We start from the raw sequence: 16,879 nt of genomic DNA, 5'->3' as shown, positions 1-16,879 counted from the left end.
TTAATTTTTTATAAAATTTAAGTCAATTTTTTTAAGAAATAAGCTTTAACTATAAGATTTTATAGTAAATAAAAATATAATTTGTACACTTTGATTAGCCTATAAATAAGTTTATTTAGATACTTTTAAACGTGAATAGGCAGTAATTAAAAATATAACCCCAATAGTCGCAAGAAAAATTAATTTCGGGGCCACGACATTTAAAGGAACGCCCATTTGATTAAGTTGTACAAACATCTGTACGGCGTATGTAGAGGGTAAACACCAAGCAAACCATTGCAACCATTCAGGCATGGCTTGATGAGGCCAGGCGGCACCAGTTAATAAGAAAAGAGGAACTGAGCTAAATACAATAATATGTCCGGCACGTTCCGGTATATCTAAAAGTGAGCCAATCAGCATACCTAAACCAATTACACAGCTAATAAAAATAGGAACAGCGACTAGCAAACCGACAAAGTTTCCACCGTGTGGATAGTCATTGAACCACAAGGTAAAACCAAAAAGATAAAAACTTCCTAAACAACCAATTGTAAAGATACTGGCAAAAATTCCTGCAAAACGAATAGGGGTAATTTTTTCATGTTGTTCGCGGTAACTTGCAACCAGCATGGCCAGACCTAACACAATTGTTTGGTGAATAATAAGTGATGCAACTGCAGGAAAAATATAACTACCGTAGCCTGAAAGCGTATTAAATAAAGGCATTTGGTGAATAGAAAGAGCAGGCTGGAAGTGTGTACGTTGTCCAAACCTTTCAATATATTCCTTTAAGGTTGCTTCAATAGAGGTGGCAAGACCTAACCCAATTTCTTTAGTTTTTAAAAAGTTGGTTGTGCTTAAGTATAAGCCGATTCCGCCAGTTTCTCCGCGGCGTAAGCTCTGCGTTAAATTGCTTGGTAAAAGTAAAATACCATCGGCTTTTTGTTCGCGAACCATTTGTTCAGCTTCAAGAAAATTAGCAGTGACATCAACAATTTTAACGTGAGGGCTATTGGCTGTTTGACCAATGACTTGAGAAGTTAAAAGACTTTGTTCTTCATCAACAATGACAATTGGAATTGATTCTGCGCGCTCAGCTTTATAGGCGGTCGGATAAAAAAAGCTATAAAGAATGACGGATAAAATAAGTGTTGTGAAAACTGAACTGTTACTCACAATATCTTTAAATGTTTGAAAGTAAGCCTTTAAAAATTCCTTCATGGTGTTGCTCCTTGAACCAGTTTTTTAAGCAGCAAACAACTTAAAAAGAAATAAATAAGGCAGTAGCCAATAAGTATTAAGAAAGGAGACATCGAAATGAAAAGTGGACTTCCAATCACCCATTGTTCGGTCTGGAGCTTTGCATAAGGGGTGTACGGAATAATCAGTGACCAAAATTTAGTGAAAATCGGTGCATTATTTAATGGTAGAGTAACGCCTGCAAAACTTAAAGAAGATCCGCCATATACTGCAATAAAACCAAAAGTTTTACTTAAATTTTTGGTCGCGAGAATGACGGTACTACTAATTAAAGCATAAGAAAAATAAAGCAAGAACTGAGCAGCTAATAAGAAACTTAGTGAACCTGCTACAAACCAGCCTCGAATTTCAACCAGCCAAAACATCCATAACCAAGTCCAGAAACAGAAAATAAAGCTATACAGCAAATTTTTAGCCAATAAGCCTTGAATAAAACTCTCTCGGTTCACCCACTGTGTTAGTGTGCCGCGTTTAATTTCTTGTCCAATGGCAAATGCCACACAGCAACATAGTAATAAATGTAATACGGCTGGAACCATGAAGGGTTCTAAATAGAACTCATAGCTCATGCTTGGATTATAAAGCGTTGAAATTTTGACGTGTGCTGTAGGTACATCTAAATAGGGAATATTATTTGCAAGATAATTCTGGCCAGCATAGTCTGCTAAAGCATTGAGAGTGCTGACTAACATCGCCGAGGAAATCGTGTTCCCGACACTAAAAAAAGATTGGTTAAAAGCAATACTGATTTGAGCATCTTGAGCTTTCACAAAACGTTTTTCGGCACCATCCGGAATAAAAACATAACCCCATATTTTGGTTTCATTGAGTAATCTCTCGGCTTCACTTGAGCTTGTAGTAATTGTTTTTACATCGACTGTATGATTTAGCGAAAGATACTTTCCAATATTACGGCTCAGTTCACTCTGGTCTTGATCAATAATGGCAATGGGTAAATGTTCAGCTTTACCTGCATAAAACATGCTGCTAAACAAAAAAATGATAAAAGCAGGGATGAGTGTCACCATACACAAATCCCATTTATTGCTTTTTAAATAGTTTAGTTCACGTAATATGCTGGCAAACATGTTTTATTTTTCTTCTTTAATTTTAAATAGAACACTCATGCCCACTTTTAAGTCTTTGACAGGACGCTCAGGCACCAAATGTAATTTAAAACTACGAATGTCATAACCACCGGTCTGACGTGTGGTTTTAATGGTGGCAAATTCGCCTTCGGCATCAATATTTTTCACTTTAAACATCACACTTTGATTCAGCGCAGGAATAAAACCTTCCAGTGTTTTGTTTTTATAAACAGAAGCGTATTGGTTTTCACCGACATTTAAACTAACCCACAAATCATCATCTTCTAAAATGCTGACAACAGGTACACCCATAGCAACGAGTTCAGAAGGTTTGCCATAAGTTTTTGAAACTGTACCTGAAATAGGAGCGAGTAAACGAGTTTCTGCCTCAAGTGCTTGAGCTTCACTTACCGCGGCTTTTGCAATCTCAACTTGTGCATCCGCTGTAGATTTCTGCTGACTGGTACTTCCGCGCTTTGCTCGAGCATATTGTTGATAAGCTGCTTCACTTAACTCTTGAGCAGAAGTCTGTGCGGCTAACATCTCATCTCGTCTTTGACGAGAAATAACACCTTGTCTATATAAATTTTCTCCACGTTGATAAGTGGTTTTAGCAAGGTTTGCCTGTGCTTTCATACTCTGCCAATTGGCATAAAGAGTATCAATATTTTCCTGTTGAGAGCCTCGGTCTACCGTAGATTGAAATGCCAAAGCTGATTGTAGGGTGGCTAAAGCTTGTTGTTTTTTAGCTTCTATTTCAGGGCTGACTAAACGAACAAGGGGCTGACCTTTGGAAATTTTCTGGCCCTCTTGCACATAAATTTCTTCAATACGGCTCGGAACCTTAGTACTGACATGAACTGTTTCAGCCTCAACTCGGCCTTGTAATTCAATAGGCTTAGGTTGATAGCTTTTCCACAAACCAAAAATGATTAATCCTAATAGAGCAATAACCACGACCGCAATAATTAGTTTAATTTTCGAATTTTTAGGAGGTTGAGAATCACTTTTACTCGTTTTTACTTCTTGAGTATTGTCGGTTTGAGTATTTTGCTGATTTTGGTGAGTTTCTGCCGTACCCGCAACAGGAGAATTTTGTTCTGAATGAGCTGAGTCTTGATTCATGTTATGCCCCCATTAGCGAATATAGTCAGTGTGTGGTTGAGTCACATAAGCTTTAAACTGGTCCATAGAACCATGGCTTTGCAACAGAGTTGCGAGCGACATGACATATTTATAAGCATTTAAAGCCATTTCTGTTTTTAAAGCACTTAATGCATTTTGTGCATCGATCACTTGAGTCGCTGTACCCATGCCTTCTCGGAAAGAAAGTTCCTGAATACGTAGGTTTTCTTGAGCTGCGCTGATATTCCTTTGTAATAGCGTATGACTTTGCTGTGCTGAATTGAGCTCGTTATAAGACTTATTCAATAATGCTTCAATCTCTTGTTTAGTTCGTTCAGTCATGAGTTCTGAAGCATAACGTTTTAACTCGGCAGCATGAATATTCTTATTTTTATCTACGCCAGAAAAAAGATTGTATTTTGCCATAACACCTACAATCCAGTTTTCATTTTCATCGAGTGAATACTCACCAAAAGCGAAAAGACTCGGTTTTTTTGCTGCTTGTTGAGCCTGAATATTTGCATTTGCCAATTGAGTGTCTAACTGCATTTTTTGCACAAGGCTAGATTTTTGAGAGTAACTGCTTAAAAGAGATTCTAACGATTGGCTACGAACAGTATTTACAAAAAGAGGAGTACTTAAATCAGCATTATTTTGCTGGTGCAAAAGATTGTTTAAATTAAATTGGCTAGCATTCAGATTTGCCTGCGCATTTTGTAGAGTTCGTTCGGCATTGTTACGAGCAACTTCAAACTGCATACGTTGCCCTTTACTAATAAAACCTTGCTGTTCGAGCTTTAACGCATTGCTGTAATGTTTTTGCATTGCATTAAAGTTAAATAGACTACTTGCAACCAGTTGTTGTTGTAATTGCACATTAAAATAACTTTGTACGACTTCGAAGCGCTGGATATCTTGTTGTTGTTGGCTTGAAAGCTCGGAGCGTTGAGCCTGAATGTTAGCTATTTTTTTTGCACTAGTCGTTAAGCCCCCTGTGTAGAGCGGCATCACCACTGAAATAGATGGTCGGACTACTTGGTCTTCTACAGTCAAATTAGCGTAGTCAGGAAAACGATTTATACCGTCATGTATGATTTGGTTTGAGCCTTCCTGAACTTGACCTAAAACATCTGATGGAATGACATTGTTCCACTGGGATAATTTATCATTGAGTCCTTGGCTTAAATCATTTTCAAGTTTTTGTTTAAAAGAGCCTAAGGGTACATCTGTTTCGCTATGAAAAGCATATGCTCTCACATTTAAATCAACTCTGGGGAGTCCTAAACCTTTTACCGCTTCGGCTTCTAACTGAGAGGCTTGTTGTAATGCTTGGTTGGCTTGAGTGCTGTATGAGCTTTTTAAAGCCTGTTGTTCTGCTTCAGCATAACTTAAACTTTGCGCATAAATAGGCGTTGCAATTAATACTCCCAATACCAACGCAAGGTAATTGGGTTTAAACAAAAAAGGACGTTTAGACTGTCGATATTGATGTGTTGGCATTTTATATAACAATTTTTGATCATCCCTTATAGTTTAAATTTCTTGTTATTAAATTCAATTATCATATTGTTTATTATACAATTGTATAAAAGCACAAAATGATTTTGAGTTTATTTTTGCTTGATGGAAAATCATACAGCAAGTTTTTATATGTTCATCACAGTATGGGAAACTATATTCACAAGTCAAGTTGAACTTTATTTAATAAAACTTATAAAAAAATAAGTGAAAGCAATGAAATAAATAAAATAGTTATTGAAAAAATAGGCATAAACACGCCCTAGCATTGAAATATTTACTAGAGAAGCTGCTGCAACCTTAAGCAATCTGTGGTTAAATGCCTTTTTTTATTGTGTTTCACTTTTACAAGGGAAAAATCATGCGCGCGTACAATTTCTGTGCTGGTCCTGCTGCATTACCTACTGCCGTTTTAGAAAAAGCTCAACAAGAATTGTTGGATTGGCAAGGTAAGGGCCTATCCATCATGGAAATGAGTCACCGTAGTGCTGACTATGTTGCTGTTGCGGAAAAAGCTGAAGCAGATTTGCGTAAGCTCATGAATATTCCTGAAAACTATAAAGTGCTATTTTTACAAGGTGGCGCGTCATTACAATTTTCAGCAATTCCTTTAAATCTGCTTGGAAAAAATAACAAAGCAGATTATATCCATACTGGCATTTGGTCTGAAAAAGCTTTAAAAGAAGCAAAACGTTATGGCGATATTAATGTTGTAGAAGCTGGTATTAAAGTAGACGGTAAGTTCGCCATTTCTGAGCAAAGCGACTGGAACTTATCTGACGATGCAGCTTATGTCCATTATGCCGATAACGAAACAATTGGCGGTTTACAGTTTGCTAGCGTTCCTGATGTTAAAGCACCACTGGTATGTGACTTCTCATCAAGCATTTTATCTGCTCCACTTGATGTTTCGAAATTTGGTCTCATCTATGCAGGTGCGCAAAAAAATATTGGTCCTGCTGGTTTAACAATTGTTATTATCCGTGATGACTTACTGGATCAAGCTAAAGCAGAAATTCCAAGCATTTTAAAATATGCTGATCAAGCCAAGAATGGCTCTATGGTAAATACACCATCGACTTATGCTTGGTACTTGTCTGGTTTAGTATTTGAATGGTTACTAGAGCAGGGTGGGGTAGATGCTATCCATAAAGTTAACCTTGAAAAAGCTCAGTTACTCTATGGTTATATCGATTCAAGCGACTTTTATAATAACCCGATTGCCATTCCAAATCGTTCAATTATGAATGTACCATTTACTTTGGCAGATGAAGCTTTAGAAAAGCAATTCTTGAAAGAAGCTGAAGCAAATCACTTATTGAACTTAGCAGGTCACCGCTCAGTAGGTGGTATGCGTGCAAGTATTTATAACGCTGTACCATTAGAAGGCGTTCAGGCGCTTATCCGCTTTATGGATGATTTTGCTAAACGTAATGGTTAAATTATAAAATGAATAAAGCCCTCAAAAAGAGGGCTTTATTTTTATATAAATGATCAATTAAAAAGGCATAAAACCAAATTGATGTATCATAATTGCGGCTAAGAACATACCCAAAACGAAAAAGCAAAACGCACCAGTATCGACCCTTATACGTGGGTTACTAGTTTGAATGAGGCTGGTGGTTTGTTCAGGTATAATCTTCATTCAATAGCCTAATTTTTAAAATATTAGTGAAATTCAATTAGTTTCACTATTTTTAGCATAAATATTCGCCTGAATCCAGATATTGCCACGAATATATTCGCCAATATTAAAGTTTTTGTACAAATCATTTTTTGTAGCAATGCGCACTAATATGGCAGGAAGGTTGTCTTCTAAAACTAAAGTGACATCATAAAGGGTATATTCTGCACCCATAAATGACATTGAAGTTTTACCGACAATATTACCTTGGAACCAAGCTTCATCTTCTTGACCAAGATTTTCTCCATATAAATATGCAACCATTTTAGAAAAATCAACCGTTACAGGTTCTTGATCTTCTTTAGTTTTTGGTTGCCATTCATTAATCAGTTCTTGTAGGTTTTCGGGTGCAATTCCATTATGTTCAGTTAAAATCGCATTTAATGCACGGTGATGTTTAATTGACGCTGGATCATCTACGACAATTGTTTCTCCCGCAGGCACTGATTCTAATTCATAGGCCCATGCATTAAATTGGACTTGATAAGTTTGGGTTTTGTCATATTGGCAACGATTAACGCTAAATAAATTATCAAATGCATAAATCGTTGTACTTTTATTTAATTTTAAACTTAATACCGCTTGAGTAGCAGAGTCACAAGTAATGATGCGCTCAATTTGGGCATTATATTGATAAGGACTATCAAAACTCGGGAAGGCAGTTTTTAAAGCGCGAGGTTTTTGATTTTCAACTGCAATAATTTGATTAATAGTGACCTTCTGACCTTGTGGGCCTTGAATGAGCCAAAAAGATTGATCCATTTCGTCTTCATTTTGGCATAAACCCATTGGCATTACAGGAGCATCAAGCGCTAGTCCAAGCCATTTTGGTACATCTGTCTCTGGACGGGAAGTCAGTAGATTCCAATGCTCTCCATGACTACCAAAATTTTGGTCGTTTACCGTAATAACTTCTGGACTGTTTTGATTTTTCATAGGTACGATTGATGTTGGGTTTATCTCACTTGATATATTAAATCGAGGGTAATTGCTATTTTTCAAGTCAACATATGTAAATTCTCTTGTAAAAGCACGTATTTAGTTATTAAAAAGTTCTCCACCTAGCAAAACATGTGCTGTTAAGAGTACATATAAATAATCATTAACGTATTGTTCAAATTAAATTTAAAAAATAAGTTTTATATTTAGCGCTATTCTCTAATAAAATGCATCTGTTAGACTTATATTTTTAGTGGAAATAGAGAATAACGTGCTGCCATTCAAGTTGTGGGTAGACGCAGATGCATTACCTAAAATTTTGCGTGAAGTCATTTTAAGAGCTTCGGATCGTTATCAATTAGAAGTGATTTTTGTAGCCAATCAAAATGTCGGTATTACCCCTTCAGTGCGTATTAAATCTCTGCAAGTTTTAAGTGGAGCCGATCAAGCCGATCAGGAAATTGTGAATCGTATGTCTGAAAATGACATTGTCATTACGCAAGATATTCCACTCGCAGCTCAAGTTATTGAGAAAGGTGGTATTGCGATTCACCCACGTGGTGAGGTGTATACCACAGCGAACGTAAAAGCACGTTTGCACTTACGTGATTTTATGGATACGTTGCGCGGCGCTGGTGTACAGACGGGTGGTCCACCACCTATTTCAGAACGTGATAAGCGCGAATTTTCTAGTGCACTCGACCAAACAATTTTAAAGCAAAAACGTAAAACTGCTTAGTGAGCCTCTTATGCCATCCCAAACCAACTTGGCTTCAACTTATGTCTTGCTTGTATTTATCTGGGCAACGACACCTTTAGCCATTGTATGGAGCGTATCTGACTTACATGTCATGTGGGCTTTACTGTTACGGTTTTATATAGCTTTGCCTCTGTCGGTTATTGTTTTACTTGTTCTAAAAACTTCTTTTCCAACTCATAAGCAAGCTTTACATAGTTATTTTGCAGGGTCTTTTAGTTTAATCGGCTCGCAAATTTTTACCTATGCTGCGACCCAATATTTAAGTTCTGGCATGATTGCCTTGATGTTTGGTCTAGCGCCCATTATGGCTGGGTTGATTGGTCGTTTTGCTTTTGGTCAGCATCTTTTTAAATTGCAGTGGCTAGGTATGGCTGTTGCTGTTTGTGGACTAGCGATCATTTGTTTAAATGGTTCAAATCAACATGTGCATCCATTTGGCATTGTCTTAATGTTGGTCAGTGTTTTTGTTTATTCATTTTCTATATTTTGGGTAAAGAAAGTGAATGCCAAAATTCAGCCAATGGCTCAAGCGACCGGTTCGATCTTGGTTTCTTCAATTTTGGCAAGCTGCCTTATTCCATTTATTTGGCAATATGCACCGACTCATTTACCACAAGCTAAATCTTTATTTGCATTAATTTATACAGTTCTGATGGCTTCACTTGTGGCTATGTTCTGTTATTTCAAACTTGTTCAGAATATAAAACCAACCACTTTATCGTTAACAACAGTCATTACACCAATGCTAGCAATGATCATTGGAGCTGTTTTAAACCATGAACAATTGTCGATTATGGTTTTTGTGGGAGCTTTCATTATCTTATTTGGTCTATTTCTATATTTTTATAAAGACATTCAAGCAAATCGTAATTTTGCTCAACATATTAAGTCTAAATAGGAGAAGATGAGGGTAATTTGTTGAGCTTATTCATTAAATTGTTCTAATTCGTAGCTAAATGCATGATCAAATTGATCTCATATCTTAAGTAGTAGAAAATAGCGCAGCAATATAATATTAGGATTGTTAAGGATAGATCAGAACTTACTGATTTTTAAGCCTTAATACAGCATCTAACGATATGGCTAAATAAGAAGTGTGAATGAACACTTCTCTTTTTCCATCAATGACCTTGGATTTAGAAGGTATGTTTAAACCAATCTCACTGTATATAGGGTTGAGATATACTCGCGCTCGACGCAGTAATCATTTTATTTCTTTTATTGCATTGGTTTCGATGGTCGGTTTGACACTTGGTGTCGCTGTACTAATTACGGTACTTTCTGTAATGAACGGTTTCGACCGCGAATTAAAAAATCGTGTTTTGGGAATGGTACCGCAAGCGACAGTTTCATCGACGCAAATCCTTACGGATTGGCCTGAACTGGTTAAACGAGTTGAAAATCATCCCCACGTGACTGGAGTTGCACCTTTTACCCAATTGCAAGGTATGTTAACTGCTCAAGGGCAAGTGGCAGGTATTATGGTGACGGGTATTGACCCTAAATATGAAAAGAATGTCTCTATCATTCAAAATCATATTGTTGCCGGTAGCCTCGACTCACTTAAAAAAGGTGAATTCGGTATCGTACTTGGTAAAGACATGGCCGATTCGCTTGGCTTACGTCTAAACGATAGCGTGACATTGGTTTTACCTGAAGCGACTCCATCTCCAGCTGGTGTTGTACCTCGTTTTAAACGCTTTAAAGTGGTGGGTATTTTCAGTGTAGGTGCTGAAGTTGACTCGATGGTTGGATACATTGCTTTATATGATGCTTCAACTTTATTGCGTTTACCTGATGGCGCTCAAGGCGTTCGTCTAAAATTAGATGACATTTTTGCCGCTCCTCAAGTTGCCGATGACATTGTGAAGAATTTGCCAAGCAATTTCTACGCAACAAACTGGACCTATACACATGGCAACTTATTTAATGCCATCCAAATGGAAAAAACATTAGTCGGTTTATTGCTTGTACTAATTATTGTAGTTGCTGCATTTAACATTGTTTCGTCTTTAGTTATGGTCGTGACTGACAAAAAATCAGACATTGCAATTTTACGTACTTTAGGTGCATCGCCATCTATGATTACTAAAATCTTTATGGTGCAAGGTACGGTTATTGGTGTGATCGGTACAGTTGCGGGTACGGTTTTAGGGGTTATTCTGGCACTTACGATCAGCGATATTATTTCTTGGTTTAATAATGTTCTCGGACTTAATCTGTTCGATGCCTATTTTGTACATTACTTACCTTCTTACTTAAGATGGCAAGACGTGACAATTATTGTGATTGTTTCTTTACTCTTAAGTTTCTTGGCAACTATTTATCCGGCGCTTCGTGCAGCCAAAGTTCAACCTGCCGAGGCATTGCGTTATGAGTAAAGTCGTTTTAGAAGCAAAAGATATTTATAAACATTTTGATGACGGTAAATCTAAGGTTGAAGTCATTAAAGGTCTCTCTTTACAAGTGGAAGCAGGGCAGTTTGTATCTATTGTCGGAGCAAGTGGTTCAGGTAAAAGTACTTTGTTGCATGTACTTGGTGGCTTAGATCAGCCGACTAAAGGACAGGTATTTTTGAATGGTCAGCGCTTTGATAATTTAGGTGAAGCGGAACGTGGCTTTCAACGTAACCAATACTTAGGTTTTGTTTACCAGTTCCACCATTTATTACCTGAATTTACTGCTCTTGAAAATGTAGCGATGCCTTTAATGCTTCGAGCAGACAGTCAATATAAGTCGGTAAAGGCACAGGCTGAATATTTGCTAGATCGAGTGGGGCTATCTCATCGTATGGACCATAAACCAGGTGAACTTTCAGGTGGTGAGCGTCAGCGTGTTGCGCTTGCTCGTGCATTAGTGACTAAGCCTGCGGTAGTACTAGCTGATGAGCCTACGGGTAACCTAGATCGTAAAACAGCAGTAGGTATTTTCGAATTGCTCACCGATCTTAAGAAAGAACTAAACATGGCAATGTTAATTGTGACCCATGATGAGCAATTAGCTCAGGCAGCAGATTCAATCTTGCATATGGAAGATGGGCTGTGGGTAAACGGTTCTTAAAAAAAATGTCATTAAATCACATTGTTAAAGCCCACTGAGTTGGGCTTTAATTTTGCCCCTAAAATGATAATGACTAGATTTTTAAATGTTTAAGATTATTCTATTGGGGTGGATTGGCGGTATTGCATTGATGGGAATAGATTTCCCTTTAATCATGCAATATGAAAAAGTGGGCGAGGCTCTACTGTTACTTGCCTTTATTTTTTATCTTTATAAACGACCAATGTTCGTTGATCGACCATTTTTAAAGGCAGTGTTTTGCTTATTATGTACAACAAGTCTTTTTATGGTTGGTTACCACTATGCTGAAAAAGCACTGATTGAACGATTAGAACAAAGAGAAACGGATACCCGAAATCTCGACATTATTGTTTATATAAACCGTTTAAGTGAAGAAAAAGATAATAAGGTTCAACAAACTGCACAAGTTCTAAATCTTTCTAAAGAACCGGTGAATTGGTTGCTATATTTAAAAAGTAATAATCAAAATTTATTAAAGAATAATCAGAATCTTGAATTAGGTCACTATTATCGAATATCTGGAAAAACAAGACCTGCGCATAGTTATGCCACCCCAGGAGCTTTTGATCAGGAAAAGTGGTTTATTCAGCGAAATATTATGTCTGGTTTTAACGTGAGATATATTGAGCCTTTAAGTCTCGATGAAATCTATCGATTGGGCTATCAGCAACATTTAAAAGAACAACAGTCTTTTTCCAATAGTTTTCGTTTAAATATAGAAAAACTTCGCTTAACTTTTAGGCAAATATTAAACAGCTCATCTTTACAGCAAAAGGGTTTAATTTTAGCTTTGCTGACAGGTGATGAAAGCCTTTTATCAGATGAAACTCAACTACAGTTCAAACAATTAGGAATTAGTCATTTATTGGCGATCTCAGGCCCACATGTGCTCATTTTTGCCATTATGTTATCTTGGGCATGTCATCAATTTATCAGTCGTTATTATCCTCAAATTTACTTATGGAAACCGAAACAGGTTTTGATGGCTGTACCATGCTGCCTTGGTGTTTTAATTTATACTGCATTTGTAGGTTTCGAAATTCCTGCACTACGAACATTCTTATCAGTCCTTATATTTATTGGATTTCTATTATTAAAACAACCTATTAAACCTTTTACATTACTCGTATATAGCGCAAGTCTACTGTTGCTAATTGACCCGTTTAGTGTGCTTTCTGCAGGTTTTTGGCTGTCTTATGGGGCATGCTTTATTTTATTAAGAATTTACCAAACTATAGCGCAGCTACCTGAGCAACATTTTTTAAGTCTGAGCTCAAAAATGATTTTTATGAGTAAGGTGTTAATTGAATCTCAAGGCAAAATATTTATTGCATTGAGTCCCTTAACCTTACTTTTCTTTCAACAAATTTCTTGGGTTGCTCCATTAACCAATATTATTGCCGTGCCTATTGTTGGTGGTGTTATTGTCCCTTTAAACATCATGGCTGCTTGCGCATGGTTTGTAATAAAACCATTTGGAAATATGCTTTTTCATTTCAATGATATGTTGCTCAGCATATTGCTGAGTTGTTTGGGCTTATTAGAAAAACTCTCTTTAACATTACAAGGTATAAGCTTGACGCCACTGTCTTTATTAGCGATTAGTTGTGCCATTATTATTTTATTTTTACCTAAAGGAATTCTGCCCAAAACTTGGGGAATATTATGTTGTTTACCCTTAGTTATTATGAACAAAACGAGTCAGCAAATTCAGCTTAATATTTTAGATGTTGGACAGGGGCAAGCCATTTTTTTACAACATTCCGAACAAAACTGGTTAATTGATACAGGCGGTTCTTACGATGAAAAAATATTTAGTATTGGACAAAATGTTGTAGTGCCTTTTCTACGTCAGCAAGGCGTAAGACAATTAGATCATGTTGTGCTATCCCATCTTGATCAAGACCATAGTGGCGCGTTTCCTCTTATTCAACAAGAGATTCCTGTAAAGCAGCTTATTTCGAATGAACAATTACCAAATGATTTAAAGCAACCATTCCAATATTGCCATCAAGGGCAACAATGGCATTATCCTGAGTTAGATATTCAAATTTTATGGCCTAAAGAAAAAGATCTGGCTTTTGTTGCTTCTAACCAGAATCAATATTCTTGTGTTGTATATCTTCAATTTAAAAAAGTTGGTGGTTACCAAAATTTTCTTATTATGGGCGATGCTGGATGGGAAGCTGAATACGAGTTATTAAAAGATTATCCTAACTTGAAGATAGATGTTTTGGTGGTAGGGCATCATGGAAGTAAGCACAGTTCGGCTTATGATTTCTTGGTGACCTTAAAACCTAAACTGGCTATTGCATCGGCAGGGTTTGATAACCGTTATGGCCATCCTAGCCAACAAGTTATAGCACGTTTAAAAGCTCTACATATTCCGCTAAAAAGTACTGTGGAACAAGGGACCTTAAGTTTCGTATTGGAAAATCACAAAATAGTTTTACATGATCGACGTTTGGATAGGCTCTGGTTGAGTAGAGGTTTTTAAAGCTTCTGCTTTGAGCCTATCTACAATTTTAAGTGCTTCTGTCGGATCGATATTATAGATATTGTCTAAAGCAGGGTTCGCTTTAAAACGTTTATAGCTCCAGTGATAATGTTCTGGATATTGATAAATGAGTTGCTCAATCGCTTGATGGATGACATACGTTCCATCGTCCGCAGTGCCTTCATAGATTTTCTCATCCATTGGCTCGATATGCATGGTAAAGCCATCGTTTTCATTACGGATCGCATAAAGAAACAGAGCTTTTGCTTTAGTTTTCTGGATGAGTTTTGCGCTTAAATTACTTGAAGCAAGTGGAACACCAAAATAGTTCACCATATCTCCACCCACATTAGGGGTATGATCCGGCAAAATTACTGTCGTTTCACCTTGCTTTAATGCTTTAAAAATTTGTCTTACACCGCTTTCATCGGTAGGGACGAGATTCGCTTGTTCACGGCTACGGGCTTCTCGCACAAAACGGTCTGCATCAGCATTTTTAACTGGTTTATATAAAATGGTCATTGATGTGAATTGAGCACACCATGCATTCATGACTTCCCACGTACCAAAATGTGGAACAATAAGAACTACACCTTTTTTTGCAGCCAATGCTTCATGAAAAAAATGTTCACCTTCAATACGGTGAATGCGTGAGATATTTTTACTATTTGATGAGCCCCAAATACTTAAAAACTCAAAATATGAAGTTAATTCGTTTCTTACAGCTTTTTCTGTAATCGCTATACGCTGCTGAGGTGTTAAATACGGAAGCGCAATTCTTAAGTTAAGCTCAATACTTTTTGATGTTCTAGTAATTTTTAGAGTATTTACAAGTCCTGCTAACAGACGAGCAAGAAAACGCCCAAATTGAATGGGTTGGCGGCTAAATGTTTTGAGTAATTGATAGTTCATGCTTTTTGAATCTGGTCTAGTCATCTATAGCAGTAAGTAAGAAACAACAAGTAAAAAAAGACAAAAATATTATAAATGAAATCATATTATTTAGACAGTTTTTATCAAATCAACGTATATAATGACATCATTTCGATTGATTTGGATTGGAATTTTATGTCCGATTGGCCACCAAAACCACAAAATGAACCTATAACCCCTAAACAGAACGGACCGGAATGGCAAATCCTTGAGAAAGCTGTACTGGCTTCTGTAGAAGAACAACGCCGTAGTCGTCGCTGGGGTATATTCTTTAAAACACTTACTTTTATTTATCTATTGTTCATTATCGTCTTAATGGGCAAAGGCTGTTCGACCACTAAAGATGGCTCTACAACAAGTAGTAGCAGTGCTCACCTTGCAGTAGTTGATATTATTGGAACTATTGATGCTTCAAGCAATCAGGCTGTGAATAGTGAAGATACAAACAAAGCGCTTAAACGTGCTTTTGAGGCATCGAATAGTAAAGCAATTGCCCTTAATATTAATTCTCCTGGCGGTTCACCTGTTCAGTCAGATGAAATCTGGCAGGAAATTCGCTATTTGAAAAAAGAGCATCCTGACAAGAAAGTCTATGCGGTAATTGGCGATATGGGCGCTTCGGGTGCTTATTATATTGCTTCTGCTGCCGATGAAATTATTGTGAATCCATCAAGTTTGGTAGGTTCAATTGGTGTCATTATGCCAAACTATGGCATTACTGGTTTAGCTCAAAAACTAGGAATTGAAGACCGAACTCTTACAGCGGGGACGAATAAAGACATTTTAAGTATGACAAAACCGATTAATCCTGTACAAAGACAACATATCCAATCTGTACTCGATAATGTTCATACTCACTTTATTAACGCAGTTAAAGAAGGACGTGGGAAACGCTTAAAAACTAATGATCCTGCTATTTTCTCTGGTCTTTTCTGGACTGGCGAGCAAGCAATTCAGTTAGGCGTAGCTGACCGTTCAGGTAACATTACAAGCTTGATGCGTGAACTGAAGCTTGATAATAAAGTTGACTACACGATTGAACGTAACCCATTACAATCCATTCTAGGGCGAATGGGATCAGAAATGGGGAAAGGTTTAAGTGAGTCGGTTGCTGAACGCTTACAAACAAGTCAGGACGCAAAACTACAATAATTTAAGCAGGATAACGGTATGTCAGTAAAACCGGTTATACACTTTGCGCATGCCAACGGCGTGCCATCTATGGTGTATCAAAAATTGTTTGATCAATTAAAAGATGAGTATGATGTAATTTATGTTCCACTCATTGGACCTGACAAACGTTATCCGATTACCAATCATTGGCCTTTTTTGGTTGATCAGGTAATTGATAGTATTGTACGTCAAGCGAAGGGGCGAAAAGTGATTGGACTGGGCCATTCACTCGGTTCAGTTTTAACTTTAATGGCTTCTTTTAGACGGCCTGAGCTGTTCTCACAAGTGATCATGTTAGATCCGCCTCTTATTTTGGGTAGATATTCTTTTGCTTTTCATATGGCAAAATTATTTAAACCCAAAATAGTTGATGATATGACACCAGCGGGTTTATCTGCACGTCGTCGCGAGCATTGGGAATCACGTGAGCAAGCAGCTGCATTGTTACGTCCAAAAGGTTTTTATAAAGACTTTGATGAAGACTGCTTTCAAGCCTACATTGACTATGCTTTGAAAGAAGACTCGGTACGTGGCGGCGTAACGTTAACTATTTCCCGTGAGGATGAAGTTGCGATTTTCCGTAAAAATCCTTCTTGGTGGTGGTTACCTATGCCAAAACCGAAAATGCCAGTACATTTAGTTGTAGGAAAAGAGAGCGCCTTTTTAAAAAGAGGTTTTCCTCAAATGGCAAAACGTAAAATGGGGATTCCATTTAGTGTTGTTGAAGGAGGGCATATGTTCCCTCTAGAGCATCCGATTGATACAGTGAATTATATTAAGGAACTTATTCACCGTAATTCACGCTAATAAAGCTTTCGCAAAAAAAAGGACATGCATGC

Annotated in this window: 14 protein-coding genes and 1 pseudogene; 8 read left to right on the top strand and 7 right to left on the bottom strand. The window is 37.2% G+C overall.

The features are described from left to right. Positions 1 to 111 precede the first annotated feature (111 nt). From C1642_RS01495 to C1642_RS01480, 4 genes are read right to left on the bottom strand one after another with little or no spacing between them, the layout of a single operon-like run. Positions 112 to 1,203, bottom strand: a complete 1,092-nt coding sequence (locus C1642_RS01495; protein ID WP_103235803.1) for an ABC transporter permease — start codon at positions 1,201 to 1,203, stop codon at positions 112 to 114. Continuing rightward, the gene (locus C1642_RS01490; protein WP_000458055.1) at positions 1,200 to 2,330 is read right to left on the bottom strand and encodes an ABC transporter permease; all 1,131 of its coding nucleotides are present in this window, start codon (positions 2,328 to 2,330) and stop codon (positions 1,200 to 1,202) included. The genes C1642_RS01495 and C1642_RS01490 overlap by 4 nt, the downstream gene beginning before the upstream one ends. A 3-nt stretch (positions 2,331 to 2,333) precedes the next feature. Then, entirely contained in the window at positions 2,334 to 3,455 is a 1,122-nt protein-coding gene (locus C1642_RS01485; RefSeq protein ID WP_001070881.1) for an HlyD family secretion protein, read from the bottom strand. 12 nt (positions 3,456 to 3,467) lie between these two features. Then, the gene (locus C1642_RS01480; RefSeq protein ID WP_001142049.1) at positions 3,468 to 4,955 is read right to left on the bottom strand and encodes a TolC family protein; all 1,488 of its coding nucleotides are present in this window, start codon (positions 4,953 to 4,955) and stop codon (positions 3,468 to 3,470) included. A 379-nt stretch (positions 4,956 to 5,334) separates the two neighbouring features. Here C1642_RS01480 and serC point away from each other — a divergent pair, with 379 nt between their 5' ends. After that, on the top strand, positions 5,335 to 6,414 hold the full coding sequence (serC, locus tag C1642_RS01475; protein ID WP_001203177.1) for a 3-phosphoserine/phosphohydroxythreonine transaminase: 1,080 nt from the start codon (positions 5,335 to 5,337) through the stop codon (positions 6,412 to 6,414). 237 nt (positions 6,415 to 6,651) lie between these two features. Here serC and C1642_RS01470 read toward each other — a convergent pair whose 3' ends face one another. Then, a complete protein-coding gene (locus C1642_RS01470) occupies positions 6,652 to 7,593 on the bottom strand; it encodes a hypothetical protein (RefSeq protein ID WP_000795877.1) in 942 nt (313 codons plus the stop codon). 256 nt (positions 7,594 to 7,849) lie between these two features. Here C1642_RS01470 and C1642_RS01465 point away from each other — a divergent pair, with 256 nt between their 5' ends. Continuing rightward, complete coding sequence (locus C1642_RS01465) at positions 7,850 to 8,335, top strand: YaiI/YqxD family protein (protein WP_001985538.1); 486 nt, start codon at positions 7,850 to 7,852, stop codon at positions 8,333 to 8,335. Positions 8,336 to 8,345: 10 nt separating this feature from the next. Further along, positions 8,346 to 9,254, top strand: coding sequence for a DMT family transporter (locus tag C1642_RS01460; protein ID WP_001140078.1), 909 nt, complete (start codon positions 8,346 to 8,348; stop codon positions 9,252 to 9,254). Positions 9,255 to 9,283: 29 nt separating this feature from the next. Here C1642_RS01460 and C1642_RS20160 read toward each other — a convergent pair. Then, positions 9,284 to 9,364, bottom strand: a pseudogene (locus C1642_RS20160) (PilZ domain-containing protein); the annotation flags it as partial. A 137-nt stretch (positions 9,365 to 9,501) separates the two neighbouring features. Here C1642_RS20160 and C1642_RS01455 point away from each other — a divergent pair. The 3 genes from C1642_RS01455 (at position 9,502) to C1642_RS01445 (ending at position 13,934) form a co-directional block, all read left to right on the top strand. Next, a complete protein-coding gene (locus tag C1642_RS01455; RefSeq protein ID WP_001984636.1) occupies positions 9,502 to 10,737 on the top strand; it encodes a lipoprotein-releasing ABC transporter permease subunit in 1,236 nt (411 codons plus the stop codon). Further along, positions 10,730 to 11,416, top strand: coding sequence for a lipoprotein-releasing ABC transporter ATP-binding protein LolD (gene lolD, locus C1642_RS01450; RefSeq protein WP_000049406.1), 687 nt, complete (start codon positions 10,730 to 10,732; stop codon positions 11,414 to 11,416). Before C1642_RS01455 ends, lolD begins: the two co-directional genes overlap by 8 nt. Positions 11,417 to 11,501: 85 nt before the next feature. Further along, positions 11,502 to 13,934: a DNA internalization-related competence protein ComEC/Rec2 gene (locus C1642_RS01445; protein WP_103235802.1), complete on the top strand. Its 2,433-nt coding sequence runs from the start codon at positions 11,502 to 11,504 to the stop codon at positions 13,932 to 13,934. Here the strand turns inward: C1642_RS01445 and C1642_RS01440 are convergent. Further along, positions 13,887 to 14,870 carry a lysophospholipid acyltransferase family protein gene (locus C1642_RS01440; protein ID WP_025469684.1) on the bottom strand — a complete coding sequence of 328 codons (984 nt, stop codon included), beginning with the start codon at positions 14,868 to 14,870 and terminating at the stop codon, positions 13,887 to 13,889. The genes C1642_RS01445 and C1642_RS01440 overlap by 48 nt on opposite strands. Positions 14,871 to 15,002: 132 nt before the next feature. Here C1642_RS01440 and sppA point away from each other — a divergent pair, with 132 nt between their 5' ends. Then, positions 15,003 to 16,019: a signal peptide peptidase SppA gene (sppA, locus tag C1642_RS01435; protein ID WP_103235801.1), complete on the top strand. Its 1,017-nt coding sequence runs from the start codon at positions 15,003 to 15,005 to the stop codon at positions 16,017 to 16,019. 18 nt (positions 16,020 to 16,037) lie between these two features. Continuing rightward, positions 16,038 to 16,847: an alpha/beta fold hydrolase gene (locus tag C1642_RS01430; RefSeq protein WP_000114071.1), complete on the top strand. Its 810-nt coding sequence runs from the start codon at positions 16,038 to 16,040 to the stop codon at positions 16,845 to 16,847. The last annotated feature ends 32 nt before the right edge of the window (positions 16,848 to 16,879 follow it).

Origin of the sequence: Acinetobacter sp. AKBS16 (assembly GCF_002899995.1) — a bacterium.
Taxonomy (GTDB): domain Bacteria; phylum Pseudomonadota; class Gammaproteobacteria; order Pseudomonadales; family Moraxellaceae; genus Acinetobacter; species Acinetobacter baumannii.
The sequence above is the reverse complement of the archived record's forward strand: the minus strand, read 5'-3'. Positions and strand labels throughout refer to the sequence as shown.